General features: G+C 74.4%; 18 protein-coding genes and 1 riboswitch. Of the genes, 6 read left to right on the top strand and 12 right to left on the bottom strand.

Annotated features, from left to right (window positions below):
* The first annotated feature begins 60 nt into the window (after positions 1-60).
* The 4 genes from fhuB (at position 61) to QWJ13_RS14680 (ending at position 6,043) form a co-directional block, all read left to right on the top strand.
* Positions 61-2,229 carry a Fe(3+)-hydroxamate ABC transporter permease FhuB gene (fhuB, locus tag QWJ13_RS14695; protein WP_316524613.1) on the top strand — a complete coding sequence of 723 codons (2,169 nt, stop codon included), beginning with the start codon at positions 61-63 and terminating at the stop codon, positions 2,227-2,229.
* Positions 2,226-3,374 carry an enterochelin esterase gene (gene fes / locus QWJ13_RS14690; protein ID WP_316524612.1) on the top strand — a complete coding sequence of 383 codons (1,149 nt, stop codon included), beginning with the start codon at positions 2,226-2,228 and terminating at the stop codon, positions 3,372-3,374. Before fhuB ends, fes begins: the two co-directional genes overlap by 4 nt.
* A 273-nt stretch (positions 3,375-3,647) precedes the next feature.
* A complete protein-coding gene (locus QWJ13_RS14685) occupies positions 3,648-5,009 on the top strand; it encodes an RICIN domain-containing protein (RefSeq protein WP_316524610.1) in 1,362 nt (453 codons plus the stop codon).
* An 88-nt stretch (positions 5,010-5,097) separates the two neighbouring features.
* Positions 5,098-5,168, top strand: a riboswitch (guanidine-III (ykkC-III) riboswitch).
* Positions 5,169-5,179: 11 nt separating this feature from the next.
* Positions 5,180-6,043, top strand: coding sequence for an MBL fold metallo-hydrolase (locus tag QWJ13_RS14680; protein WP_316524607.1), 864 nt, complete (start codon positions 5,180-5,182; stop codon positions 6,041-6,043).
* 20 nt (positions 6,044-6,063) lie between these two features.
* Here the strand turns inward: QWJ13_RS14680 and QWJ13_RS14675 are convergent, their stop codons facing one another.
* The 4 genes from QWJ13_RS14675 to QWJ13_RS14660 form a co-directional block, all read right to left on the bottom strand.
* Positions 6,064-6,612 (bottom strand): Uma2 family endonuclease, encoded by a 549-nt coding sequence (locus QWJ13_RS14675; RefSeq protein WP_316524605.1) that lies wholly within the window; start codon positions 6,610-6,612, stop codon positions 6,064-6,066.
* A 227-nt stretch (positions 6,613-6,839) separates the two neighbouring features.
* Entirely contained in the window at positions 6,840-8,234 is a 1,395-nt protein-coding gene (locus QWJ13_RS14670) for a DHA2 family efflux MFS transporter permease subunit (protein ID WP_316524601.1), read from the bottom strand.
* Positions 8,231-8,416: an MbtH family protein gene (locus QWJ13_RS14665; protein ID WP_316524598.1), complete on the bottom strand. Its 186-nt coding sequence runs from the start codon at positions 8,414-8,416 to the stop codon at positions 8,231-8,233. The genes QWJ13_RS14670 and QWJ13_RS14665 overlap by 4 nt, the downstream gene beginning before the upstream one ends.
* A complete protein-coding gene (locus tag QWJ13_RS14660; protein ID WP_316524594.1) occupies positions 8,409-15,788 on the bottom strand; it encodes a non-ribosomal peptide synthetase in 7,380 nt (2,459 codons plus the stop codon). Before QWJ13_RS14660 ends, QWJ13_RS14665 begins: the two co-directional genes overlap by 8 nt.
* A gap of 119 nt (positions 15,789-15,907) precedes the next feature.
* On the opposite strand from QWJ13_RS14660, the gene QWJ13_RS14655 reads away from it, so the two are divergent.
* Entirely contained in the window at positions 15,908-17,137 is a 1,230-nt protein-coding gene (locus QWJ13_RS14655) for an amidohydrolase (RefSeq protein ID WP_316524592.1), read from the top strand.
* A gap of 79 nt (positions 17,138-17,216) precedes the next feature.
* Here QWJ13_RS14655 and QWJ13_RS14650 read toward each other — a convergent pair whose 3' ends face one another.
* The 8 genes from QWJ13_RS14650 to QWJ13_RS14615 all read right to left on the bottom strand — a co-directional run bounded on the left by QWJ13_RS14650 (position 17,217) and on the right by QWJ13_RS14615 (position 24,540).
* A complete protein-coding gene (locus QWJ13_RS14650) occupies positions 17,217-17,933 on the bottom strand; it encodes an AMP-binding protein (RefSeq protein WP_316524590.1) in 717 nt (238 codons plus the stop codon).
* 74 nt (positions 17,934-18,007) lie between these two features.
* A complete protein-coding gene (locus QWJ13_RS14645) occupies positions 18,008-18,241 on the bottom strand; it encodes a phosphopantetheine-binding protein (RefSeq protein ID WP_316524587.1) in 234 nt (77 codons plus the stop codon).
* Positions 18,238-18,939 (bottom strand): isochorismatase family protein, encoded by a 702-nt coding sequence (locus QWJ13_RS14640; RefSeq protein ID WP_316524585.1) that lies wholly within the window; start codon positions 18,937-18,939, stop codon positions 18,238-18,240. The genes QWJ13_RS14645 and QWJ13_RS14640 overlap by 4 nt, the downstream gene beginning before the upstream one ends.
* Positions 18,940-18,976: 37 nt before the next feature.
* On the bottom strand, positions 18,977-20,656 hold the full coding sequence (locus tag QWJ13_RS14635; protein WP_316524583.1) for a (2,3-dihydroxybenzoyl)adenylate synthase: 1,680 nt from the start codon (positions 20,654-20,656) through the stop codon (positions 18,977-18,979).
* Positions 20,653-21,978, bottom strand: coding sequence for an isochorismate synthase DhbC (gene dhbC / locus QWJ13_RS14630; RefSeq protein WP_316524581.1), 1,326 nt, complete (start codon positions 21,976-21,978; stop codon positions 20,653-20,655). Before dhbC ends, QWJ13_RS14635 begins: the two co-directional genes overlap by 4 nt.
* A gap of 147 nt (positions 21,979-22,125) precedes the next feature.
* Positions 22,126-22,908 (bottom strand): 2,3-dihydro-2,3-dihydroxybenzoate dehydrogenase, encoded by a 783-nt coding sequence (locus QWJ13_RS14625; RefSeq protein ID WP_316524579.1) that lies wholly within the window; start codon positions 22,906-22,908, stop codon positions 22,126-22,128.
* Between the two features lie 164 nt (positions 22,909-23,072).
* Entirely contained in the window at positions 23,073-23,294 is a 222-nt protein-coding gene (locus QWJ13_RS14620; protein ID WP_316524577.1) for a hypothetical protein, read from the bottom strand.
* A gap of 1 nt (position 23,295) precedes the next feature.
* Entirely contained in the window at positions 23,296-24,540 is a 1,245-nt protein-coding gene (locus tag QWJ13_RS14615) for a CapA family protein (RefSeq protein WP_316524575.1), read from the bottom strand.
* 387 nt (positions 24,541-24,927) lie between these two features.
* Between QWJ13_RS14615 and QWJ13_RS14610 the strand changes: the two genes are divergently transcribed.
* Positions 24,928-25,710, top strand: coding sequence for a universal stress protein (locus QWJ13_RS14610; RefSeq protein WP_316524573.1), 783 nt, complete (start codon positions 24,928-24,930; stop codon positions 25,708-25,710).
* Positions 25,711-25,747 lie beyond the last annotated feature (37 nt).

The raw sequence follows: 25,747 nt of genomic DNA, 5'->3' as shown, positions 1-25,747 counted from the left end.
CAGCTCGGCGCGGCGGAGGTGCCCCTCGGGACGACTTGTTCATTAGGTTAGCCTTACCTTATGACATTGTCGCAAGTCGGCGCCCCCGAAGCGCCCCCCGCCACCGCGCCGGAGCCCCGACCACCCGGGGGCCGGGCGGCGGGCACCCGCCCCACCTGGCCGATGGTCGTCGGCCTGGTGCTGCTCCTGCTCGCCCTCGCCGTGCTCTCGCTGTCGGTCGGCGCCGGCGAGGTCGGCCCCGGGCGGGTGCTGGACTACCTGCTGAACCGTGACGGCGCCCGCGCCGACGGCCGTCTCGTCCTGGTCGTCGGCGACCTGCGGCTGCCGCGCACCGTCACCGCCCTGCTGGTCGGCGCCGCGCTCGGCGTCGCCGGAGCCCAACTCCAGTCCGTCACCCGCAATCCGCTGGCCGAGACCGGACTGCTCGGCGTCAACGCGGGCGCCTCGCTGGGCGTGGTGTTCGGCATCGCCGTACTCGGCACGCAGACCTCCTTCGGCTACCTCGCCCTGGCCTTCGGTGGCGCGGTGCTCGCCAGCACCGTGGTGCTGCTGGTCGCCAGCAGCCGGGGCGGCGGCTCGCCGATGCGGCTGGTGCTCGCCGGCTCCGCCGTCGCCGCGATCTTCCGCGGGCTCACCGATGTGCTGATCGTCAACTCACCCGAGGCGTACGAGCGTTACCGGGTATGGGTGCTCGGCTCGCTGGCCGGGGTGGAAGGCTGGACCACACTGCGCCAGCTCGCCCCGGTGCTCGGCGCCGGATTCCTGCTCGCCGCCCTCACCACCCGGCCGCTGACCGCGCTCGCCCTCGGCGACGACCTCGCCCGCGGCCTCGGCCACCGGCCCGGCGCCACCCGGGCCGCCGTCGCCTTCGCCGTCACCCTGCTGACCGCCGCCGCGGTGGCGCTGGCCGGGCCGGTCGCCTTCCTCGGGCTGCTCTCCGGCTTCCTCGCCCGCACCGTCGCCGGCCCCCGGGTCGGCCGACTCACCCTGCTCGCCGCACTGTTCGGCGCCGCCGTGCTCACCGGCGCGGACGTGCTCGCCCGGGTGGTGGCCCGACCCTTCGAGGCGCCGGTGTCGGTGATCGTCGCACTGATCGGAGCCCCGGCGCTGATCGCGATCGTCCGCTCCCGGCACTCCGCCGCCCTGGCCATGGCCGACCCCGCCGAGGCCACCGCGCCCGCCCGACGCGGCGGACCCGCCCCGCCGCAAGCGGACTTGGCGCTGCGCCACGGCGCCTGGTCACTGCTGCTGCCGCGCCGGGCCCTGCTCGCCTCCCTCGGCCTGGCCGCCGCGCTGCTGGCCGCCGTGGTCGTCTCGGCGCACGCCGGGCAGAGCGAACTCGACCTCACCCGCACCTTCCAGGCCGTGTTCGGCTACGGCGACCGGCTGGACGTCCTGCTGGTGCAGAAGTTCCGGCTCGGCCGGATCGTCGCCGGGCTCGCCGCCGGGGCCGCCCTCGGCCTGGCCGGCTGCCTCACCCAGACCCTCGCCCGCAACCGCCTGGCCACACCCGAACTCCTCGGCGTCAACGACGGGGCGACGGCCGCCGTGCTGATCTCCGCGAGCACCGCGGGCACCTTCGGCGCCTGGTGGGCCGGCCCGCTCGGCGCGCTGGCCGCCGTCCTGGTGGTCGCCCTGGCCTCCGGCGGGCTCGGCGCGCACGGCTACCGGGTCCTGGTGGTCGGGCTCGCCATGTCGGCGCTCGCCTCGGCGGTCATCCAGGTCGCGATGGCCCGGCGCTCGCTCAACTCGGCCGGTTCGCTGTACATCTGGACCAACGGCAGCCTCAACGGACGGGACCTCTCCGTCGCCACGCCCATCCTGCTCGGGCTGGCGGTCCTGGTGCCGCTCGCGCTGGTGGTGGCCCGGCGGCTGGCGGTGCTGCGCTTCGACGACAGCGTCGCCTCCGCCCTGGGCGTCGACCCGGGCCGGGTCCGGCTCGCCTGCCTGCTGCTGGCGGTCGCGCTCGCCGGGCTGGCGGTCGGCGTCTGCGGGCCGGTCGGCTTCGTGGCACTGGCCGCGCCGGTGATCGCCGGGCGGCTGGCCGGGCCCGCGCGGGTGCCGGTGCTCGGCTCCGCGCTGACCGGCGCACTGCTCGTCGTGCTCGCGGACACCCTGGGACGGATGCTGATCGGCGGGGTGGAGATCCCCGTCGGCATCGTCACCACCGTCCTCGGCGGCCCCTTCCTGCTCTGGGTGCTGCTCGGCCGCAAGGGCAGCCCCGCATGACCACCCCTGGAGACCTCACCGTGGAAACCGCGGAAACCCCCGTTGCCATCGCCCTCGACCCCGACGACCCCGCCTACCGTCTGGTCACCTTCACCCACCGGGACGACGACTGCGACGGCGTGCTCGCACTGCTGCACACCGTGACCGACAAGGACCGCCACTCCGGCGACCTCACACCGCACTTGATGGAGCGCCAGTCCGCCGGAACGTGGTCGATCACCTACCGGTTGCGCGCCGACCACCGCGCCTCCTACCAGCTGTACCCGTTCCATGGCGAGGCCCCCGGCACCAGCCGCCGCGACTGGCTGCACGTCCTCGACCAGGCCCGCCCCGATCCGTACGACAGCGAACCCCGGCTGCCCGCCCGCGACGGCCGCCACCCCTCCTCGGTGCTCAGCCTGCCCGCCGCGCCCGCGCAGCCGTACGTCCGGCGGCGGGACGGCGTGCCGCGCGGGCGCACGCTCGCCCACACGGCGGCCGGGCGGCGGGTGGACGTCCACCTCCCGGCCGGGCACCGGGCGGGCGACGGCCCGTACCCGGTCGCGGTCCTGCTGGACGGCGAGATGTGGGGCGAGGTGCTGTCCGTCGGCGACACCCTCGACAACCTGGCGGCGGACGGCGCGATCCCGCCCACCGTCACCCTGCTCGTGCACACCATGGGACCGCAACGACCGGCCGACCTGAGCTGCAACCCGGCCTTCGTCGACCTCCTCGCCGACCGCCTCCTCCCCTGGGCAGCAAGGGAGTTCGGCGCGAGCACCGACCCGGCCGCCACGGTGATCGCCGGCCAGAGCGCGGGCGGCCTGACCGCCGCGTACGCCGCCTACCACCGCCCGGAGCGCTTCGGCAACGCGCTCTCCCAGTCCGGTTCGTTCTGGTGGCCCGACGAGACCGAATTCGACGCCGGCAGTGAATGGTTGACCCGTCGCTTCGCCGCCGAGGAGCGTCGGCCGGCCCGTTTCTGGATCGAGGTCGGCCTCCAGGAGTGGATGCTTCTCGGCCAGAACCGCCACCTGCGGGACGTGTTGACGGCCCGCGGCTACGACCTCTCCTACCGCGAGTTCAACGGCGGCCATGACTACGCCTGTTGGCGCGGCGGGCTGGCAGACGGGCTGGTGGCGCTGCTCGGGCGGCCCACCGACTGACCCATCCCCGCCAGCGGCGTTGCCCTTTCTGACGGACCGTCGAATTCGCGACACCCGGTGCCGGATACCCCGTAGGCCGCGCTTGTCAAGACTTGCGGGGCACGGGCGAACCGTGAAATCCATTGGTCCGCCACGGACGACGAGCACGAACCACCCTCGACGTTCCCGTCGTCCGTGGCGGCGGCGCTTTCCCCGGCGCGCGAAGGTTCGTACCCGTTTCCGTGCCAGTGAAAGGACAACGACATGGCACCAGTTCGCGCACGGTCCCGTCTGATGCGTGCACTGACCGGAGCAGCGTTGACCGGTGGCCTGCTGGCCGCCGTCCTCCAGTCTCCCGCCGTCGCCGACGGAGGCAGCCCCGCCGCCGTCACCGCAGCCCGCCCGGTCGAGCAGGCGTTCGTGGACAACGAGCTGCCCGCCACCTCGCCCGGCCGCCAAGCCCCCGCCGCCGCGAGCGCCGCCGTCGCCTGTGAGGGCGACGGCGTCAGCGGCAAGCGCGTCCAACTCCTGTACATCCGCGGCGATGCCGACCCGGACCGCTTCAACCAGCTGCTGCCCGAGTTCCGCGCCCGCATCACCAACCTCAACTTCCGCTTCGCGTCCTCCTCCGACCCCTTCGGCGGCCACCGCGAGGTCCGGTTCGTGCAGAACCCGTCCACCTGCGAGCCGACCATCGACACCGTCGTGCTGCCGCAGGCGGCCGTCAACGGCGGCCCGGACACGGTGCGCGCCGAGATGGACAAGCGGGGCTACAACAACAGCAACCGCAAGTACCTGAGCTGGGTGGAGAACACCATCTGCGGCATCACCTGGCGCGGCATCGACGACCGGCCCGACCAGGGCAACTCGGCCACCGGCACCGGCCTCGTGCTGTCCGGCATCAAGGGCTGCTGGGACAACCGCGACGTGGACGTGCACGAGCTCACCCACTCGCTCGGCGCGGTCAACCCCTCCGCCAAGTACTCGACCCCCGCCGGCCACTGCTACGTCTACGGCGACCTGCTGTGCTACGACGACCACTCCATCCCCAACCCGCCCGGCAAGATGATCGAGGCCGACCCGGACTGCCACGACGGCGCCAACCTGCTCGACTGCACCCATGACATGTACTTCAACCCCAACCCGGCGCCAGGCAGTTACCTCGCCACCCACTGGAACGTCGCCAACAGCCCGTACCTGACCTCCAACGGCACCCCGCTCCAACTGCCCACCGGCAACGTCGGCATCGTCAACGCCCACACCGGGTACAGCGCCGACATCGCCAACTCGGCGACCGGCGACGGCACCCGGGTCATGACCTGGGGCTACAAGGCGGATGACCTCGCCCAGCGCTGGAACCTGGAGCGCCTGAGCGACGGCCGGTACCGGATCAGCCCGCTCCTGAACAACACCAAGGCACTCGACTTCAACAACGACCGCTCCCGGGTCGTCGACGGCACCAGCTACTTCACCCAGCTGTGGAACTACGCCGGCACCGACAACCAGAAGTGGACCCTGCGTCCGGTCAGCGGGGGCAAGTACGAGATCGTCGGATACGACAACGGCTGCCTGACCAGCCCCACCACCGCGGGCACCGTCCTCGGCGTCTGGCAGTGCAACGGCAACGACAACCAGCGCTGGCGGATCACCCTCTGAGGCGGCTCCCCTGACCACTGACCGCCGGTCCGGCCCCCGCCGGACCGGCGGTCACGCTCCGGTCCGACTCCCGACGCGTGCTAGCGTCACCGTGGCTGCGCAGCGGCGTCGGCCCCGGACGAGATGTGCGCCGTACCCGGCCCGCCAAGACGACGCACTCTGGAGGCGTCATGACCGCTGCCGGCCGACCGACCGCCCGTCCGCTGGACGTGCGGTGGATCCACGGCTCCCCGTCCGCGAGGCACAACACGGACCCGGAGATCCAGGTCCACGAATACGACGAGCACACCGTCATCCTCCGGCAGAACAAGGCCATCAACTACGAAGCGCCCTTCCTGTTCCTGCTGTTCGGGGCGGATCGGGCGGTGCTGATCGACACCGGGGCAACGGCCGAGGCCGCGTACTTCCCGCTGCGCGCGACGGTCGACGAGCTGGTGGAGAAGTGGCTCGCCCGCAACGACCGGCTCCCGTCCGACTACGAGCTGCTGGTCCTGCACACCCACGGACACGGGGACCACGTCGCGGGCGACGGCCAGTTCGCCGACCGGCCCGCGACCACCCTGATCGGCGCGGAACTCGCCACCGCCTGGCCGCACTTCGGCTTCGACCGGGACGAGGAAGCGCAGGCCCCGGTCGACCTCGGCGGCGGACGGGTGCTGACGTGCCTGGCCACCCCGGGGCACCACCGGGCGTCGGTCACCTACTACGACCCGTGGACGGGCTTCCTGCTCACCGGCGACACCGTCTACCCGGGCCGGCTGTACATCGACGACTGGCCGGCCTTCGGTCGGACCATCGACCGGCTGGTCGCCTTCACCGAGAGCCACCCGGTGACATACGTGCTCGGCTGCCACATCGAGATGACCCGCGAGCCGGGCCAGGACTACCCGATCCGCACCACCTACCAGCCCGACGAGCCGCCGCTCCAGCTCACCCCGGCCCACCTGCGTCGGATCCGGGCCGCCGTCGCCGAACTCGGCGACGAGCCGCGCCGGTACCCGCTGGACGACCTGATCCTCTGGCCACACGACTGAGCCGTCGGTCGAGCCGTCGATCAGTCCCGGTAGGGCACCAGCCGCGCCAGGTCCAGTTCGAAGTCGAACGGCCCGGGGATGCGGATCCTGCCGCCGAACTCCCGCTCCGTACGGGTGTGGTAGCGGTCGCGGTCGGGCTCGGAGAACAGCGTCACGCTCTTCTGCCGCGGGTCCACGATCAGGTAGAGCGGGAAGCCCATCCGCGGGTAGTCGCGAACCTTCCCCGTCCAGTCGTTGTCGGGGCTGGACGGGGAGACGATCTCGACCGCGATCAGCGCCAGTTCGGCCGGGATCTCGCGGCCCAGTTCGATGACGTCCTCGGGCAGGTAGGTGAGGTCCGGGTTGCGCACCGATCCGGCCTCGGGCGAGGAGACGTCGCTGTTCCCGGTCGGGAAGTAGCCGGTGGGGCAGTGCGCTTCGAATTGGCGTTGGACGATCGCCAGGTTGAGCTGGTGGATCGGCGAGGGCGAAGCCTGCATCACGATGACGTCGCCGGACAACTCGGCCTTGTAGCCGTCCGGCAGACGACGGCGGGCCTCTTCGAGCAGGTGGTAGTGCTCAAGGTTCATGCGCTCTCCTCCGGTGCTTCCGGCACGGTACCGCGACCCGCGCCGCAGGCTCGGCGGATCGGTGGCGCGTTGCGCGGCAGGGGTGGCGCGGGTGGGGCGTGCACGACACCGGTCCGATGGTCCGCTCAGCCTCCGGAATGCCAACCATGTCGGCTGACCCGCCGTGATGGTGGTCCGCTCGGGCGCGTGCCGTGCCCGAGCGGACCACCACCACCGTCAGCCGAGTCTCAGTCCTCCGGCGGCGGGCCCGGGGCCTCGGCCGGGAGGCGGACGGCCAGGAGGGCGCCGACGGCCACCGGGGCCGCGGCGAGCAGGAGGGCCAGGCGGTAGGGCGTCGGGCCGGTGGTGTCACCGAGGGCGCCGAGCAGTGCGGCGGTGGCGGCGATGCCGAGGGCGCCGCCGAGGGTGCGCAGGATGGTGAACAGGCCCATCGCGCGGCCCATGGCGGGCGACGGGACCTCGGCGAAGCCGGCGATCTGGACGGTCAGCACGGCGGTGCCCAGGATCAGGCCGACCCCGAACATCAACACCCTTACAACCCAGGCGTTTTCGGCGAAGCCGAGGAGGCCGATGACCACCGCCGCGAGCAGCAGCGCGGGCAGGACGAGGCGGCGCGGACCGAGCCTCGGCAGCAGCCGGTCGACCACCTGGGAGGCGGCCATCAAGCCGATCGCCTCCGGGAAGACGCTCAGCCCTGCGTCGAGCGCCGAGGCGCCGCGCGTCGCCTGGTAGAGCAGCGGCAGCACGAACAGCGCGCCCATCAGGCCGGCCGAGGTCAGCAGGGCCAGTCGGCTCGCCGCGCCGAAGGTGCGGTCGGCGAGCATCCGCAGGTCCACCAGCGGCTCGGCGTGCCGGAGTTGGCGGCGGACGGCGACGCCCAGCAGCGCCAGGCCGAGCAGTCCGCCGAAGGCCACGCCCGGGGAGGTCCAGCCGTGCACCGGGCCGAAGCCGAGGGCGTAGGTCAGCAGTCCGAGGCCGGGGGTGGCGAGCAGGAAGCCCGTGGTGTCGAAGCGGCCGACCGGGGGCTCCGCTTCGCCGCGCAGGCCGATCAGCCCGATGAGCACGGCGGCCGCCCCGACCGGCACGTTGACCAGGAACAGCCAGTGCCAGGAGAGGTGTTCGGCGAGGTAGCCGCCGAGCGGCGGCCCGAGGGCGGGCATCAGCGCGGTCGGGACGATCAGGATGCGGCCCAGGCCGGCCCGCTCGTGCGGGGCGAAGGCCCGGAACAGCAGGGTCATCCCGACCGGGGTGAGCAGTCCGCCGGCCACGCCCTGGACGGCCCGGGCGGCCGACAGCGCGCCCAGGCCGGGGGCCGCCGCGCAGAGCGCGGAAGCGAGGGTGAAGGCGGCCAGCGAGCCGAGGAAGACCCGCTTGACGCCGTACCGGTCACCCAGCCAGCCGGCCGCCGGCAGGCCGAGGGCGAGGCCGACCAGGAAGGCGGTCTCCACGGCGTTGGCGGCGGAGACCGGGCGGCCGAAGTCCTCGGCGATGGTGAACAGCGCCGGGTTGACGATCGTCGAGTCCAGGCCGTTCATGCACATCGCGGCCGTGTAGACGACGACCACCGCGGCGCGCCCCGCGAACAGGGGGCGCGCCGGGGCCTGGGCCGCCGGAGGGGTCACAGCGCGGTCCAGTGCGCGGCGATCCACTCCAGTGCGGCCGCCCGCTCACACGGGCCGTGCGCGACCGACCAGCCCGCCGGGACGGCGGCGAAGACGGGCCAGAGGGAGTGCTGTCCCTCGGAGTTGACGAGCGCCAGGAAGGTGCCGTCGGCGTCGAAGGGGTTGGTGGGGGCGTCACTCATCGGACGTCTTCTCCAGGTGGTCGGCGATCACGCTCGCGATGTGCGCGATCGGGTCGGGTAGGGTCATGTCCTTGTGCGAGCAGGCCACGTCGGTGTTGGCGATCCGGCCGGACACGTACGGCGTCCACAGCTCGGGCACCAGGGTGTCGTCGATGGTGTCGACGGTGGCGCGGAAGAACAGCACGTCGCCGTCGAAACGGCGGTGGTCGTAGCCGCGCACCAGGTGGTTGGTGTTGAGGTAGATCCGGTTGAGCGCGGCCACGGTGGCCTCGTCCAGCCCGGCGAGCGGGCTGCCCTCGCGGCGCAACAGCTCGGTGACGGCGCCGAGTTCGAGCGGGCGGCCGTCCAGGTCGGCCGGACCGAAGCCGCCCATGGTGAGCAGTGCCTCCAGCGCCTCGGCCTGGTCGGGGACGGGCAGCTCGCGGAAGCCCTCGGCGGGGTAGGCGTCCAGGACGGCGAGCAACTCGACGTCCTGGCCCAGTTCCTGGAGCCGGACGGCCACCGCGTGCGCGATGATCCCGCCGGTGGACCAGCCGAGCAGCCGGTACGGGCCCTCGGGCTGGACCTCGCGCAGCCGGTCGGCGTAGTGCGCGGCGAGCTCCTCCAGGGTCGCGGGCAGCGGCTCGGCGGCGGTGGCGGCGCCGACGCCCTGGGCCTGGAGGCCGTAGATCGGGACCTCGCCGGGCAGGTTGCCGATCAGGCCGGTGTAGCACCAGCTGAGGCCGCCGGCCGGGTGGACGGCGAACAGCGGGCGCTGCCGGCCGGGGGCGGCGGGCCGCAGCGGAAGCAGCACGTCCAGGGCGTCGGCTCCCGGCGCGCCCGCCGTGAGGGCGGTGTCCAGGGCGGCCACCGTGGACGCCTGGAACAGGGCGCCGATGCCGACCTCCAGGCCGAGCACCTCGCGGATCCGCCCGGCGAGGCGCACGACCAGCAGCGAGTGGCCGCCAAGCGCGAAGAAGTCGTCCTCGACGCCGACCGACGCCAACCCCAGGGCCTCGGCGAACAGTTCGCACAGCTGCTGCTCGCGCGGGGTGCGCGGCGGGCGGCCGGCCCCTGCGGCGGGCGCCTCGGGGGCGGGCAGGGCCCGGCGGTCGAGCTTGCCGTTGGCCGTCAGCGGGAGGCGATCGAGCAGCACGACGGCGGAGGGCACCATGTGGGCGGGCAGCTCGGCGGCGGCGTGGGCGCGCAACTCGTCCGGAGTGACACGCGGCTCTTCCGGAGTGACGTGCGGCTCGTCCGGAGTGACGTGCGGCTCTTCCGGAGTGACGCGCGGCTCGGCATCCGGCGTGGAGCCGGTGGCCACCGCGTAGCCGACCAGCCGCTTGTCCCCCGGCGCGTCCTCCCGGACCACCACCGCGGCGTCGGCGACGGCCGGGTGGGCGGCCAACACGGCCTCGATCTCGCCGAGTTCGATCCGGAAGCCGCGCAGCTTGACCTGCTGGTCGGCCCGGCCGAAGTACTCCAGCGCGCCGTCGGCGCGGCGCCGGGCGAGGTCTCCGGAGCGGTACATCCGGGTGCCGCGCTCGCCGAAGAGCTCGGCGTACGGGTCGGCGACGAAGCGGGTGGCGGTCAGCTCGGGGCGCCCGAGGTAACCGCGGGCCAGGCCGGCCCCGGCGACGTACATCTCGCCGGTGACGCCGGGCGGGACGGGCTGGAAGTGCTGGTCGAGCACGTAGACCCGCAGGTCGGGGATGTTCACGCCGATGGTGCTGCTGCTCCCGGCGGCGGCGCTCGCCCGGTCGAGGGCGATGTAGGAGACGTGCACGGTGGTCTCGGTGATGCCGTACATGTTGACCAGGGTGGGCGCGTCCTCGGCGTGCCGCTCGTACCAGTCGTCCAGGCGGGCGAGTTCGAGCGCCTCGCCGCCGAACACCACGTAGCGCAGGGCGAGTTCGCTGCCGGGGCGGTCCCGGTCGGCGGCGCTGAGCTGGTAGAAGGCGGACGGCGTCTGGTTGAGCACGGTGACCCGCTCCCGGGCGAGCAGTTCGAGGAAGGCCGCCGGGTCGCGGCTGACCAGATGCGGGACAACGACCAGTCGGCCGCCGTGCAGCAGGGCTCCCCACAGCTCCCAGACCGAGAAGTCGAAGGCGTAGGAGTGGAAGAGCGTCCAGACGTCCTCGGCACCGAAGCCGAACCAGTGGTCGGTGGCACCGAACAGCCGGACCACGTTGTGGTGGGTGACGGGCACGCCCTTGGGCCGGCCGGTGGAGCCTGAGGTGTAGATGACGTACGCGGTGTCCTCGGCGCGCAGCGGGCGGGTGCGCTCGTGCTGGGCGAGCGGGACGGCCGGGTGGTGCTCGGACTCCGGCCCGTCGACCAGGAGCCGGCGCACCTCGTGGGCGGGCAGCCGGGGTGCGGTGGCCCGGTCGGTGAGCAGGGCGGCCGGGGTGGCGTCGGCCAGCATGTAGGCGAGCCGGTCGGCCGGGTAGTCGGGGTCGAGCGGCAGGTAGGCGGCGCCGGACTTGGCCACCGCCAGCAGGGCGACGACGAGTTCGAGCGAGCGCGGCAGGGCGAGCGCGACGATGGTGCCGGGGCCGATGCCCTCGGCGGCCAGCAGTCGGGCCAACCGGTCTGCTCGGGCGGCGAGTTCGCTGTAGTCGAGCTGTTCGTCGCCGCAAGTGACGGCGACGGCGCGCGGGTTGGCGGCGGCCGCTGCCTCGAACAGCTCGGGCAGGGTGGCGGAGGGCTGGGCGGGGACGGGTGCGGCGAGCTGGGCGAGGACGGGTGCGGCGGGCCGGGAGGGGGCGGGTGCGCCGTTCCACTCGACCAGAGCGCGCAGCCGTTCCTCCTCGCTGATCAGCGGGATTCGGCCGATCGGGGTGTCGGGGGCGGTCGCGGCGGCGGTGAGCAGCCGGTTCAGCCGCTGCGCGAGGGCGGCCGCGGTGTCGGCGTCGAAGAGGTCGGTGCGGTACTCCAGGAAGCCGCCGATGCCGCCGCCGGGCAGTTCGCCGGCGTTGAGGGTGAGGTCGAACTTGGCGGTGCCGCTGGGGATCGCGGCGATGTCGGCGGTGAGGCCGCCGCCCAGCGCGGTCCGCTCGTCGGGGCGGCTCTGCCAGGCGAGCATCACCTGGAACAGCGGGTGGCGGGCGAGCGATCGGGCCGGGTTGAGCTCCTCGACCAGCCGGTCGAAGGGCAGTTCGGCGTGCTCGTGCGCGGCGAGCACGGTGGCGCGGACCCGGGCGAGCAGTTCGCTGAAGGTGGGGTCGCCCGAGGTGTCGGTGCGCAGCACCACGGAGTTGACGAAGTAGCCGACCAGGGCGGCGCTCTCCTCGTCCTCGCGGCCGGCCAGCGGGGTGCCGACCGGGATGTCGGTGCCGGCGCCGTGCCGGGTGAGCAGGGCGGCGAGCCCTGCCTGGACGGCCATGAAGACGGTGCTGTCGGCGGCGCGGGCGAGCCCGGCCAGGGCGGCGTGCGCCTCGGCGCCGAGGGTGAAGGGCACGGTGGCGCCCTGGTGGCCCGCGACGGCCGGGCGGAGGCGGTCGGTGGGCAGTTCCAGCTGTTCGGGCAGTCCGGCGAGCGCGGTGCGCCAGTACTCCGCCTGCCGGACGGCGAGCGGACTGGGCGCGTCTGCGGTGCCGAGCCGCTCCCGCTGCCAGGCCGCGTGGTCGGCGAACTGGACGGTGAGCCGGGGAAGTGCGGGGGTGCGCCCGGCGAACCTGGCGGTGTAGGCGGCGGCCAGGTCGCGCAGCAGTGGGGTGGTGGAGGCGCCGTCGCTCGCGATGTGGTGGAGCAGCAGGAGCAGGGTGTGCCGCTCCGGCTCGTCGCTCTTGAACAGCGTGGCGCGCAGCGGCGGTTCGGCGGCCAGGTCGAAGGCGTGGCGGACGGCTTCCGTCAACTCGGCGGACCCGTCGTGCAGTTCGACGGCCGATGGCGGGAGGACGCGCTGGTACGGGGTGCCGTCCGACTCCTCCCCGTAGACGGTGCGCAGGACTTCGTGCCGGGTGGCGAGGTCGCCGAGGGCGAGGGTGAGGGCGCGCCGGTCGAGCGGACCGGTGAGGGTGAGCGCCAGCGGGATGTTGTAGGTGGGGCTGGGGCCTTCGAGGCGGTGCAGGAACCAGAGGCCGCGCTGGGCGGGCGAGAGCGGCATCCGCTCGGTGCGCGGCACCGGCACCGGGGCGGGGCGCGCCTGTGGCGCACCGGCCGTTCGCAGGTGGGCGGCGAGGGCGGCCGGGGTCGGCTGCCGGAACACGTCGGCGAAGCCGACCGGGGCGGCGAAGGTGTCCCGCAGCCGGGCGGCCAGTCGGCCGGCGAGCAGCGAGTGGCCGCCGAGGTCGAAGAAGGAGGCGTCCCGGCCCGGCGCCTGCGGCAGGCCGAGGACCTCGGCGAACAGGCCGCAGACCAGTTCCTCCTGGGGCGTGGCCGGTGCGCTTCCGGCGGTGGCGGCGGCCGGCTCGGGCAGGGCGCGGTGGTCGAGCTTGTCGTGGGCGGTGCGCGGCAGTTCGTCCAGCAGCAGGACGGCCGCCGGGACCATGTGCGCGGGCAGCCGGTCGGCGAGCGCGGCGCGCAGCCCGTCCGGGTCTGGGGCGCTGCCGTTCTCGGGGGCGCTGCCGTTCTCGGGGGCGCCGCCGCTCTCGGGGACGGCGTAGCCGAGCAGGCGCTTGCCCTGCGGTCCGGGGCGGGCGATCACCACGGCCTGGGCCACGCCCGGCAGTTCGGCGAGGACGGCGGCGATCTCGCCGGGTTCGATCCGGAAGCCGCGGATCTTCACCTGGTCGTCGGCCCGGCCGAGGAACTCCAGGGTGCCGTCGGGGCGGCGGCGGGCGAGGTCCCCGGTGCGGTACATCCGGCCGCCGGGCGGCCCGAACGGGTCGGCGAGGAAGCGTTCGGCGGTGAGGTCGGGGCGGCCGAGGTAGCCGCGGGCCAGACAGGCGCCGGCCACGTACAGTTCGCCGGTGACGCCGTCGGGCGCGGGGCGCAGCGAGCCGTCCAGGACGTAGGCGCGGGAGCCGCGCACCACCCGGCCGGCCGGGGCGCCGTCCGGGCCCGGGGTCCAGGCGTAGGCGTCGACGGTGGTCTCGGTCGGGCCGTAGAGGTCGACGGGGTGCAGGCCGGGGACGGCGGTCAGGCGCTGCCAGAGCGCGGGCGGGGTGGCCTCGCCGCCGACCACGAGGACGGACGGGCGGTGCCGTCCCTCGTCCAGGATGCCTTCGGCGAGCAGGACTTCGAGGTAGGAGGGGGTGAGGTCGAGGTAGTCGATGCGCTCGCGGTCGAGGTAGGCGGCCAGGGCGGCCGGGTCGCGGTAGGTGGCGTCGTCCAGCAGGTGGAGTTCATGGCCGTGGACCATCCAGAGCACCGGGTCCCAGGAGGCGTCGAAGGCGAACGAGGCGCTGTGGGCGACGCGCAGCCGGTCTCGGCCGGTGCGGCGCAGGGCGGGGGCGATGTGGTCCTCGCCGAGGCCGGCGCACAGGTTGGCCAGCGAGGCGTGGGTGACCACCACGCCCTTGGGGCGACCGGTGGAGCCGGAGGTGTGCAACACGTAGGCGGGGTCTTGCAGTTGGGGAGCGGGAGGGGCCTGATCGGGCTCGGCGCCCGCCTCCCCCGACTGGATGACGGACTGGACGACGGACTGGACGACGGTCAGGCCTTCGGGCTGGACGACGGTCAGGCCTTCGGGCAGGTCGAGCCCAGCGAGGGCTTCCGCGGTGCCGACGGCGCAGAGCGGTCGGGCGTCGGCCAGCACGGCGGCGAGGCGCGGCGCGGGGTGGGCGAGGTCGAGCGAGACGCAGGCGCCGCCCGCCTTGAGGACGGCGAGCATCGCGACCAGGGTGTCGGTGCCGCGCGGCAGGGCGATCGCGACCGGCGCCCCCGCTCGGACGCCGAGGGCGGCCAGGCGGTGGGCGAGCCGGTTGGCGGCGCTTTCGAGTTGCCGGTAGGTCAGCGCGGCTGGGCCGGAGCGGACGGCGACGGCATCCGGCGTGCGGGCGGCCTGGGCGGCGAACAGCTCGGGCACGGTCCGCTCGACCGCCGGCTCGGTACGGCCTTCGGTGGCGCGGCGCAGGCCGCCCTGGTCGAGCAGGTCGATCCGGGCGATGGGCGTCTGCGGGTCGGTGAGCAGGAGGTCGGCGAGGGCGTCGAGGTAGCGCAGCAGGCCGTCCCGGTGGGTGGCGAGGGAGGCGGCGCCGTGGTGGGCCGGGTCGGCATCGAGGACCAGACGCAGCGAACCCTCCGGCCCGGGTGAGACGTTCAGGGCGAGGTCGTCCACCGGTCCGGCGGCGAGGTTGCGGACGGTGCCGGGCAGGCCGGCCAGGTCGAGGTCGCTCTCGAAGGCCTTGATGTTGACCATCGGGCCGAACAGGGCGCGGCGGTCACCGGTGCGGCCGAGGTCGCGGCGCAGGTCCTCCAGCGGGTAGCGCTGGTGGCGGCGGACGGCGCGCAACTCGCGGACCACGGCGCGCAGTAGGGCCTGGGCGCTGTCGGCGGGGCGGACGGTGAGGCGCAGCGGGAGCACGTTGGCGGCGGCGACGGGAGTGCGCAGGGCGGCCGGGCCACGGCGGTTGGCGAGTGGCAGGCCGAGGACGACGTCCTGGGTGCCGGTCAGGCGGTGCAGGTAGCCGGCGGTGGCGGCGAGGAGCAGTTCGGCCCAGGTGGCGCGGACGGCGTCGGCGGCGCGCTCCAGGCGGTCACGGGTGCCGGCGGGGAGGTCGGCGGTGAGGCGGAGCGGCGCGGACGGTTCGGGAGTGACGTCGCTGACGGCGGGCGCGGGGGTGCCCGGGAGGGTGGCCGGGGTGTCGACGTCGGCCAGCCGGGCGGACCAGTGGGCGCGGTCGGCCGCGTACTCGGCGCTCCCGCGGTAGGCGGTCTCCTCGGCGGCGGCCTCGGCGAGCGTGGCGAAGGGGGCCGGGGCGACGGGGGCCGGGGCGGGTTCGGCGCCGGTGGTGCGGGCGGCGTAGAGGGCGGCGACCCGCTCGCCGAGGAGGGTCAATGCGTAGGCGTCGACGGCGAAGTGGTGGATGCGGCGGTACCAGAGCCGGCGGTCCTCGGTGAGGCGGATGAGCGCGTGGGTGAACAGCGGGCCTTCGGCGAGGTCGGCCGGGCGGGCCAGGTCCGCGCGCATCCAAGCCTCTGCCTCGGCAGCGGGGTCGGCGGCGGCGCGCAGGTCGAGACGGTGCAGTGGCCAGGGGCGGCCGGGGCGCAACCGCTGGCGGGGCGTGCCGTCCGAGCCGGTGACGACGACGGCGCCCAGTACCTCCGCCTCGTCCACCGCCTGCCGCAGCGCCTGTTCGAACCGCTCCTCGTCGAGCGGGCCGGTGATCTCGACGGCGTCACCGGTGTTGTAGACCGGGCTGGCGGGGTCGAGGGCCTGGGCGTACCAGACGGCGGCCTGGGCGGCGAGCAGGGGGATGTCGGCGGTCTGGGCTTCGACGGCGGGCATGGGGTGGAGAGCTCCTCGGGGATCCGGAACGCCTTACTTAGGTTAGCCTAAACTAACTTCATATGATCTGGTCAACGGCTCGGGTAAGTCCGGGCCCTGACACTCCGGAGGCGCCACCCATGCCCTTGACCGAGCCGCCGAGCACTCCTCTCACCGAGGCCGAGGCCAAGGCTGAGGCCGAGACCGAGACCGAGACCGAGCAGGCCGTGCGCGAACGCGTCCACGCGCACCGGGCGGAGCTGCTCGCGCTCAGCCGCCGCATCCACGCCCACCCCGAGACCGCCTTCGCGGAACACCTCGCCGCCTCCTGGTGCGCCGAACTCCTGGGCACACACGGCTATTCGGTCACCGCGCCCGCACACGGCCTGGCCACCGCCTTCAACGCGCGCCTCGGCAGCGGGCCGGTCACCGTCGCAGTGGTCTGCGAGTACGACGCGCTACCCGGGCTCGGACACGCCTGCGGACACAACCTGATCGCCGCCGCCGGGATCGGCGCCGCGCTCGGGCTCGCCCCGTACGCGGACCGACTCGGGCTCACCGTACGGGTGATCGGCGCGCCGGCCGAGGAGCGCGGGGCGGGCAAGGCACTGCTGTTGGAGGCGGGGGCGTTCGACGGGGTGGACGCGGCGATGATGGTCCACCCCTGCCCCGTCGAGGTCGCCGACTTCCGCTCCTTCGCGCTCGGCACCCTGTCCGTCCGCTACACCGGGCGCGCCGCCCACCCGAGCCTCGACCCGCACCGGGGCCGCAACGCCGCCGACGCGCTCACCGTCGCCCAGGTCGCGATCGGGCTGCTGCGCCAGCAACTCCCGCCGCAGTGGCGGGTGCACGGCATCACCACGGCGGCGGGGACCGCGCCCAACCTGATCCCCGCCAGCGCGAGCGCCGAGTACGAGATCCGGGCCTCGGCGGCCGAGGACCTCGCCGAACTGCGCTCCCGGGTCGAGGACTGCTTCCGCGCGGGGGCGCTCGCCACCGGGTGCGAGGTGGAACTGACCCGGCCCGAGCCGGACTACTTGGACATGCGCTCCGACCCCGGGCTGCTGACGCTGTGGCGGGCCAACGCGGCGGCGCTCGGCCGGCCGGAACCGGTCGAGAGCGGGCCCTTCGCCTGTACGGACATGGGGAACGTGTCGCACGTGGTGCCGTCGATCCATCCGGTGCTGGACATCACCGGCGGCGTCTGCGCCCCGCACGAGGCGGCCTTCGCCGAGGCGGCGCTGGGCGCCGAGGCGGAACGGGCGGTGCTGGACGGCGCGGTGGCGATGGCTTGGACGGCGGCGGATCTGGCGGCGGGGCGGGCGGCAGATCGGGCGGCGGATCGGGCGGCAGCCGCGAACGGCGGATGACAGCCGACAACTTTCAGCGAACAGATTTCAACATCTGTTCGCTGAAAGTTGTTCGCTGAAAGTTGTCAGCTGAAACCTGTCAGCTGAAAGGCGCCACCCGCACCGCCGTCACGCCCAGCTCCCGGACCAGCTCCCCGGCCTCGCCCTCCCACTCCGGGTCCGGGAGCACCACGGCGGCGCCCGTCCGCAGCGGCCACAGGTACTCCCAGAGCGGCAGGCCCAGGTGCAGCACCCGGTCACCCGGCCCGAGCGGGTGGGCCGCCTGGAGCTCGCGCACCCGGCGGTCCGCCTCGGCATGGGTGAGCCGGACGGCGGTCGGGCGCCCGCCCGGGCCGTACCCGACGCAGAGCAGGTGCTGCGGGGTGAGCGCCCGGGGCGGGTCGGTGGGCAGCTCCCCGTCCGTCTCCAGCCACGCCAGCGCCCCCGGCACCCCCTCCCCCAGCACGCAGACCGGGGTGTTCTCGGCGAGCAGCCGCTCCCGCCGCCCGGGGGCGTCCGCCGGGTCCAGCGGCAGGTACGCCGCGCCCGACTTCGCCACCGCCAGCAGCGCCGTCAGCAGCTCGGCCGGACGACGGAGGCCCGCCAGGCCGACCACCGCACCCGGACGGGCCCCACGAGCGGCCAGCGCACGCGCCAACCGGTTCGCCGAGGCGTTCAACTCCCGGTAGCTGACGGTCTCGTCGCCCGCGAGCACCAACGCCGGCGCGTCCGGCGTGCGGGCCGCCTGCGCCTCGACCGGCCCCACCGCGGTGGTCGCCGGGTACCGCGCCGTCCGGCGGGGCAGCTCGGGCAGCACAGCCTCCTCCCGACGGGCCTGCCGACCGGCCTCCCGCACGGCTTCCCGTACGCCGTCTCGAACCCCCGTCGCCATCACGCCGCGCCCAGCAGTCCGGCCCAGGCCTCGATCGCCGGGCGTTCCGCGAGGTCGACGAACGCCACCTCGGCCCCCTCCTCCCGCCAGCGGGCGGCGAGGGTCATCAGCCGGATGGAGTCCAGCCCCCAGTCGACCAGGTTCTCGTCCAGCGGGATCTCCGCCGGGTCCTCGCCGAGCAGGTCGGCGACCTCGGTCCGGATCCGCTCCACCGTGAAGCCCGTGTCCGTCACTTCCGGCCCGCCCCTTCGAGTTCCGTCGAGTCCGCGACCGCGACACCCCGGACCCCGTCCGCCGGCCCCAGCATCCCGAGCACGGCCCCGGTCGTGGCGACCACCCCGCAACGCCCGGCCACCCAGGCCAGTGCACCGCGGTGCTCGTCCGGGCCGAAGTCCGCGACGGCGTCGGCCACCACGAAGGCCTGCACGTCCCGCATCCAGGCGTCGCAGGCGGTGGCCTGCACCCCGATGTGCGCGTACACGCCGGTGATCACCAGCTGGTCCCGCCCCCGCTCGCGCAGCAGTCGCTCCAACTCGGTGCGCACGAAGGCGCTGTACTTCCACTTGGTGAGCACGGTGTCCCCCTGAGCCGGGGCGACGGCCTCGGCGATCGCGGTGGCCCACGAGTCGTCCGGGATGCCCGGCCCCCAGAAGTCCTGTTGCAGTCCGCGCTCGGCCGGGCTCTGCCCGCCGAGCTGCTCCGAGTAGACGACGGGGACGCCGGCGGCGCGCGCCGCCTCGGCCAACGCGGCGACGTTTCCGAGGAGTTCGGGCACCGGCGCGGCTTCGGCGTCGTAGGCGCCCAGGAAGTGGTTCTGGAGGTCGTGCACCAGCAGGACGGCGCGCTCCGGGTCCACCGTCCAGGCGACCCGGTTGGCGGGCAGCTCCTCGGCGGCGGGCATGGGATAGCGGGGAATGCGGGGCAGGCCCACGATGGTGTTCCTTAGCTAGATGGCGATGGCGAGGGGATCAGCCGGCGGTCAGCGCGGCCGTGATCGCCGCACGCAGGTCCTTCTTGCTGACCTTCCCGATCCCGGTGGCCGGGAAGGCCTCGACGAACTCGACCCGGTCCGGCACCTTGTACTCGGCGAGTCCGCGCTGCCGCACGAACCGCTTCAACTCGACGCCCTTCGGGGGATGTTCACGACTTTCGGCGCGCAAAACGACATAGGCGCAGGTGCGCTCGCCCAGGTACGGGTCGGGCATCGACACCACCGCGGCGTCGTGCACCGCGGGGTGCGCGAGCAGGTGGTTCTCGATCTCCTCGGCGGCGACCTTCTCGCCGCCCCGGTTGATCTGGTCCTTGGCCCGCCCCTCGACCACCAGGTGGCCGGTCGGGGTGCGCCGGACCAGGTCCCCGGTGCGGTAGAAGCCGTCCGCCGTGAAGGAGTCGGCGTTGTGGCCGGGCGCGTTCCAGTAGCCGCGGATGGTGTACGGCCCGCGGGTGAGCAGGTGGCCGGTGACGCCGTCGGGCAGGTCCCGGTCGTGGTCGTCCACCACCCGCACCTCGTCGTCCGGCGAGATCGGCCGGCCCTGGGTGGTGGTGATCAGCTCCTCCGGGTCGTCCAGCCGGGTGTAGTTGACCAGCCCCTCGGCCATCCCGAACACCTGCTGCAGGGTGCAACCCAGCACCGGCCGGACCCTCCCGGCCGCCTCCGCACTGAACTTGGCGCCGCCGACCAGCAGCACCTCCAGGCTCTCGTACCCGCGGGCGCCTCGCTCCGCGGCGTCCAGCCAGAGCAGCGCGAGCGGCGGCACCAGTCCGGTGATGGTCACGCCCTCGCGCTCGATCAGCGGGAAGGCCGTCTCCGGGGTGGGCTGCGGGCAGAGCACCACCCGGCCGCCGGCGTACAGGGTGCCGAGCGAACCCGGGGAGCTGAGCGGGAAGTTGTGGGCGGCGGGCAGCACGCAGAGGTACACGCTTCCGGTGTCCTGCCCGCACAGTTCGACCGAGCCGCGCAGTGAGTAGATGTAGTCGTCGTGGGTGCGCGGGATCAGCTTCGGCACGCCGGTGCTGCCGCCGGAGAGCTGGAGGAAGGCGACATCCCCGGGCTCGGGCTCCCCACCGTGGGCCTCCGGTCCGGGGCCGTCACAGGGCACGTCCGCGAGCCGGATGTGCTCGCCCGGGTCCTCTCCGGCCACCAGCACCAGCCGCAGCGCGGGGTTCTCCGCCCGTACCCGGGTGGCGAGTTCGCGGTAGTCGTAGCCGCCCTCGACGGCCGGCACCACGTACCCGGCCGCCCCGGTGAAGGAGCAGAAGTACCCGATCTCGGCGTACCGGTGGGCGGGCAGCACGAAGACCGGCAGCGCGCCGATCCGGAACAGCGCGAAGACGACCTCGAAGAACTCGGCGGCGTTGGGCAGTTGGACCACCACCCGGTCTCCGACCCGGATGCCCCGGGCGAGCAGTCCGGCGGCCATCCGGTCGGCCCTGCGGTCGAGTTCGGCGTACGTCCAGCGCCGCTCGGTCGCCGCCACCGAGTGGCCGCCGGGGTCGACCACGGCGGTCCGCTCGCCGTGCGCCTCGGCGCGCTCGCGCAGCATCCGCCCGAAGGTCTCGCCGCGCCAGTACCCGGCGGCCCGGTAGCGCTCCGCGAACTCGGCGGGGTACGGGGTGAATCCCGCCCGGACGGTCTCCAGCGGCGTCACCGGGCCACCCCCGCGGCATCCAGGAAGGTGCGGAACTTGGCGCTGGTCTCGGCGAGTTCGGCCTCCGGCCGGGACTGCTCGACCACACCCGCTCCGGCGTACACCCGCAGGGTCCGCTCCTGCGCCTCCGCGCAGCGGATGGTGACCACCCACTCGCCGTCGCCGGTCGCGTCCTCCCAGCCGACCATGCCGGTGTAGAGGCCGCGGTCGAAGGGCTCGACCTCCCCGATCACCCGGCGTGCGACGTCCGTCGGCGTGCCGCAGACCGCCGGGGTGGGGTGCAGCGCGCAGGCCAGCTCCAGGGCGGAGACCGTCGGGTCGGCCAGCTCGCCGCGGATCGTGGTGGCCAGGTGCCACATCGCGTTCGTCCGGACCAGGGTGGGCCGTTCGGGCACCTCCAGGGTGCGGCAGTACGGCGCCAGCGCCTCGCGGATGGCATCCACCACGACGGCGTGCTCGTGCAGGTCCTTGGGCGACTCCAGCAGTGCGGCGGCACGCCGGACGTCCTCGCCGAGGTCCTCGCTGCGCGGCACCGAGCCGGCCAGCGGGTTGGCCAGCACGGCCGTTCCCCGCCGGGAGAGCAGGAGTTCGGGGCTGGCGCCGATCAGGGTGCGGCCTTCACCGGCCGGGACGGCGAAGGTGTAGCCGCCCGGGTCGCGCCGGGCCAGCCGTTGCAGGATGGCGGGCAGGTCGATCGGCTCTGCGGCGCTCAGCTCCAGGGTCCGGGCCAGCACCACCTTGCTCAACTCGCCGTCCCGAAGCCGCTCGACGGCCGCGGCGACGCCCGCCCCGTACGCCTCCGGTGCGGGCACCGGGGTGGTCCGCCAGTCGGTCCGCTCGGCCGGCGGCGCGGGCAGCGCGATCAGCGGGTCGTCGCGCAGCGCCCCGGCGGTGCGGACCCGGGCGGGGACGGCGAGTTCGACCCGGCTGTCCCGGTCGAACGCCACCGCGCCCACCACCAAAGGCCGTTCGACCCCGGCCCGCCCTGCCTCGGCCAGCGTCGCGGCCACTCGGACGGGCAGCGGCCGCCCGTCCCGCGGCACCCGGGCGTGCACGCCGGAGCCGAGCAGGGTACGGGTCGGCGAGGCGAAGAACGCCTCGTCGGAGCCGGCCCGGTACTGGCCGAGCAGTCCGCTCGCCGCGCCGATGACGGCGTGGTCCGCGCCCTCGGCATGGGCCGAGCCCTCGGCGTGGTTCGCGCCCTCGGCGAGCGCGGTCACCGGGGCGCCGAACCCGGCGGATACCGGTCCGGCGGGGGCCGGTTCAGCCTTCATCAGCCCGGCGGATGTCGGCCCGGCGAGGGCATGGGGCACCGTGGTCACGGTGATTTCTCCAGTCTGGGACGGTTCTACGGAAGGACGAGGAGGCGGGGGAGGCCGACGACGCACCGCTCAGGCACACCGTTCAGGCATGCCGCTCAGGCATGCCGCTCAGGCACGCCGCTCAGGCACGCCGCTCAGGCACGCCGCTCAGGCACGCAGGGTCGCGCCGCCGTCGACGTACAGGTCGTGCATGGTGATGTGCCGCGCCCGGTCCGAGGCCAGGAAGACCACCGCCTCCGCGATGTCGGCGGGCGCGGCGATCCGCCCGAGCGGGATGCCGACCCGCCAGGAGCTCAAGTCGCCGTCGATCACCCGGCGTTCGGCCGCCTCGGCGTCCTCACCCCACAGCGCGCGCTGCATCTCGGTGTCGGTGGAGCCGGGCGACACCACGTTGCACCGCACTCCCGACCGGGCGAGCTCCAGCCCCAGGCAGCGGGTGAACATGGTGGCCGCCGCCTTGGACGCCGCGTAGGCGGCCATCCCGGCCCGCGGCACCCCGGCGGCATTGGACCCGACGGTCACGATCGCCCCGCGCCCACGATCCGCCATCCGGCGGCCGACGGCTCGACTGGTGTGGAAGACACCGTCGGTGTTCACGGCGAAGGTGTCGGCCCAGTCCTCGTCGGTGAGTTCGACGGCCGGGGCGGTGCGCAGGATTCCCGCGACGTTCACCAGCGTTACGATCGGCCCGAGTTGACGCTCGATCAACTCCACGGTGTCGGCGACGGATCGGGCATCCGAGACGTCCAGCACGTACGGACGCACGGACGGGACCTCGGCCACCAGGGCATCGAGCCCGCCGGGCTTGCGGTCCACTGCCGCGACGACGGCACCCTCGGCCACCAGCGCCCGGACCACGGCGACACCGATGCCCTGTCCGGCCCCGGTGACCATCGCGACGGCACCGGCGAATTCGGACTGTTGCTGCACGGGACATCCCCTCCGACCAGCGAGATTAGGCAAGCCTAACCTAACACAGCTGTTCGCCCCTGCCGAGAGCCTGTACGAACGTCAACTCGCCCCGGACACGGAGAAGCCGCCCGCCCCGGGCAGGGGCGGGCGGCTTCAACCACCCTTGTTTCGGCCCGGTGGGCCTACGGCAGGCCGCCATGGCCGGTTGCTCGCTGACAGTCGCGCACCCGGGAATGATCGGCCCCGGCCTCGGGGCGGATGGCGAGCGCGTCCGAGGGGTTGGGAGCGCGGGCGGCCGGGTCGCGGTGGATGGCGAGGGCGGTGTCGATGTCCCCCAGCGCGGAGCGCAGCGGGGACGGGCGGTCGGTCGTCGGGTGCTCGTGTCCGCCGCCCGGGGCGGGCACCCTAGCGCGGGACGGCAGGGGTCGCCGAAGCCTTCGCGGGAGCCGAACCGGCCTTGGTGGGAGCCGAACCGGACTTGGAGGGAGCGGCGGAGGCGGGAGCCGTGGCAGCCGGAGCGCCGGGGGCGGCCGGCGCCGGGGCGAGGCCCGTGCAGCCGCGCAGGCCGTCGCGGCGCTTGAGGGCGGCCTCGGCGCCGGCGCCGGTGACCGGCTCCGGGATGCCCTTGTCGTCGATGGTGGCCGGGGTGAAGGCCTCGCCGGTCACCTTGCCGTCAGCGGTGAGGGTCAGGGTGGTGACCCCGGTCTCGTTGGAGTTGGGGTAGTTGGAGGTGCCGTACCAGAGGAAGTTGCCGAAGCCGTACCCGATGTAGGTGTTGCCGAGCATGCCCGAGCCGACCATGGTGTGCGCGTGGGTGCCGACCACGGCGGTGGCGCCGGCGGTGGCGAGCTTCTTGGCGATGGCGGTCTGCGCGGCGGTCGGGCAGGCCTTGCCCTCGTCGCCCCAGTGCAGGTAGACCAGCACCACCGGGGCCTGCTGCTTGGCCGCCTCCACCGCCTTGACCAGCGCCGGGACATCCAGCGCCGAGGCGATGCCCGGCTTGTCGGCGCCGGCCCGCCACTTCTGGTTGGTGAGGTCCTCGACCTGGCTGGCGGCGACCACGGCGACCTTCACACCGCGCACGGTGCTGACGTAAGGGGCGTACGCCTCCTTGGCGTTGTGCCCGACGCCGACCACCGGGATCGGCGAGGAGTCCTTGGCCGCGAGGGTGTCGGTGAGTCCGTCGGCGCCGAAGTCCACGGCGTGGTTGTTGGCCATCGAGACGACGTCGACGCCCGAGTCCTTGAGCACCGACAGCGCCTTGGGCGAGGTGCGGAAGGTGTACAGCTTGGGCTCCGGCGCGCCGCGCCCGGTGATAGCGGTCTCCAGGTTGAGGACGGACAGGTCGGCGTCGGCGAGGGTGCGGGAGATCGGTCCGAGCGCCGGCTCGGGCGGCTGGACGGCCAGCCGGGGCGCGGTGCGGCCCTCGAAGTGGACGTCGCCGGCGAAGGCCACGGTGATGGTGCCGTCCGGCCGGGGTTCGGTGCTCTTGCTCGGGGCCGTGGCGGAGGGTGTGCCGTCCGGCGCGGCGGACGTGCTGGGCGGGGCGGGTGCGGCGGAGGCCTGGGCCGGGTCGGGATCGTCCGGCCCGCAGGCGGCGACGGCGGTCAGTCCGACGAACAGCGCGACGGCGGCCGCGGCACGGCGCATGAGTGGATCCCCCCGAGGACGATGCAAGAGCGGTCAGCCTACGCCACCGGATCGCCACCTCCCGGACCCGATCCGACAACATTCCGGACACAACCGAACCACCCGGCGGACCACCCGGCGGACCGCCGAACGGACCGCCCGACAGACCCCCGGCCCAGGCATCACAGGCCCCGTCCCGCCCCGGGCGCCCCATGGCCCGACCGTCCCAATCACCCCGGCCCACCCGGCCGCCGCGTCCCTGGCGCGGAGGCGGACGGGGCGCGCAGCGTGGAGTACAGGAAGGCAGTGCGGAGTGCGGCAGGACAGCGCGGCGTGCGGACAGGCGGCGCGGTGTCCGGGCACCGAGCCCCGCGCCGAAGTCCCGGAGGCGTCCGGAGGTGTGACGTGATGGCCAGCAACCAACCCTCCCCCGTGGGCGGCGGTCGGCGCCCCGCCACCCGGGAGCGCCGGATCGTGGTCGGGATCGACGGCTCCGAACCGTCGAAGGCGGCCCTGCGCTGGGCGGTCGGCCAGGCCGTCCTGACCGGGGCGGCGGTGCACGCGGTGGCGGCCTGGGAGTACCCCTCGCTGTACGGCTGGTTCGCGCCGATGGTGGACGACGGCTTCGAGCGGACCGCCAGCCGCACGCTGAGCGCCGAGATCAACGAGATCCTCGGCCCGGACCGCCCGGTGGAGGTCCGCGAGAGCCTGGTGCTCGGCCATGCCGCCGAGGTGCTGCTGGAGGCCGCCGAGGACGCCGACCTGCTGGTGCTGGGCAGCCGCGGCCGGGGCACCTTCGCCCGGACGCTGCTCGGCTCGGTGTCCACCCGCTGCGCGGTCCACGGGACCTGCCCGGTGGTCATCGTCCGCTCCGACGGTACGGCCGCCGTCCCGCCGCGGGCCGCGGGCCGCGGCGCCGGCGCCGAGCAGAACGCCCCCGGCGCCGTACGCACCAAGGACTGGCAGCTCAGCCTGCACGTGGTCGAGGACGAGGACACCACCCGGGTGCACGCCGTGCTGGACGCCGACGGCACCTTCCTGCACAGCGACGCCCACTCCCGCCGCAACCCCCGTGACACCCCGGCCCCGGAGGTCGGCGACGAGTTCGCGGTCGGCCGCGCCCTGGTGGACCTCGGCCACCAGCTGCTGCGGGCGGGCGTCCACGGCGCCACCGGGCCGGTCGAGGAGTGAGCAGGCGGCCCGCCCGGGGGTGTGGGCGCGGGCCGCG

This window comes from Kitasatospora brasiliensis, assembly GCF_032654805.1.
In the GTDB taxonomy this organism is placed as follows: domain Bacteria; phylum Actinomycetota; class Actinomycetes; order Streptomycetales; family Streptomycetaceae; genus Kitasatospora; species Kitasatospora brasiliensis.
Note: the sequence above shows the minus strand (reverse complement) of the source record. Positions and strands in the feature narration are given on the sequence as shown.

Coding starts and splice junctions, on each gene's coding strand:
- QWJ13_RS14665 (WP_316524598.1), bottom strand. CDS start 8,416: ATGAGTGACGCCCCCACCAACCCCTTCGACGCCGACGGCACCTTCCTG.
- QWJ13_RS14610 (WP_316524573.1), top strand. CDS start 24,928: ATGGCCAGCAACCAACCCTCCCCCGTGGGCGGCGGTCGGCGCCCCGCC.
- fes (WP_316524612.1), top strand. CDS start 2,226: ATGACCACCCCTGGAGACCTCACCGTGGAAACCGCGGAAACCCCCGTT.
- QWJ13_RS14680 (WP_316524607.1), top strand. CDS start 5,180: ATGACCGCTGCCGGCCGACCGACCGCCCGTCCGCTGGACGTGCGGTGG.
- QWJ13_RS14675 (WP_316524605.1), bottom strand. CDS start 6,612: ATGAACCTTGAGCACTACCACCTGCTCGAAGAGGCCCGCCGTCGTCTG.
- QWJ13_RS14660 (WP_316524594.1), bottom strand. CDS start 15,788: ATGCCCGCCGTCGAAGCCCAGACCGCCGACATCCCCCTGCTCGCCGCC.
- fhuB (WP_316524613.1), top strand. CDS start 61: ATGACATTGTCGCAAGTCGGCGCCCCCGAAGCGCCCCCCGCCACCGCG.
- QWJ13_RS14655 (WP_316524592.1), top strand. CDS start 15,908: ATGCCCTTGACCGAGCCGCCGAGCACTCCTCTCACCGAGGCCGAGGCC.
- QWJ13_RS14615 (WP_316524575.1), bottom strand. CDS start 24,540: ATGCGCCGTGCCGCGGCCGCCGTCGCGCTGTTCGTCGGACTGACCGCC.
- QWJ13_RS14685 (WP_316524610.1), top strand. CDS start 3,648: ATGCGTGCACTGACCGGAGCAGCGTTGACCGGTGGCCTGCTGGCCGCC.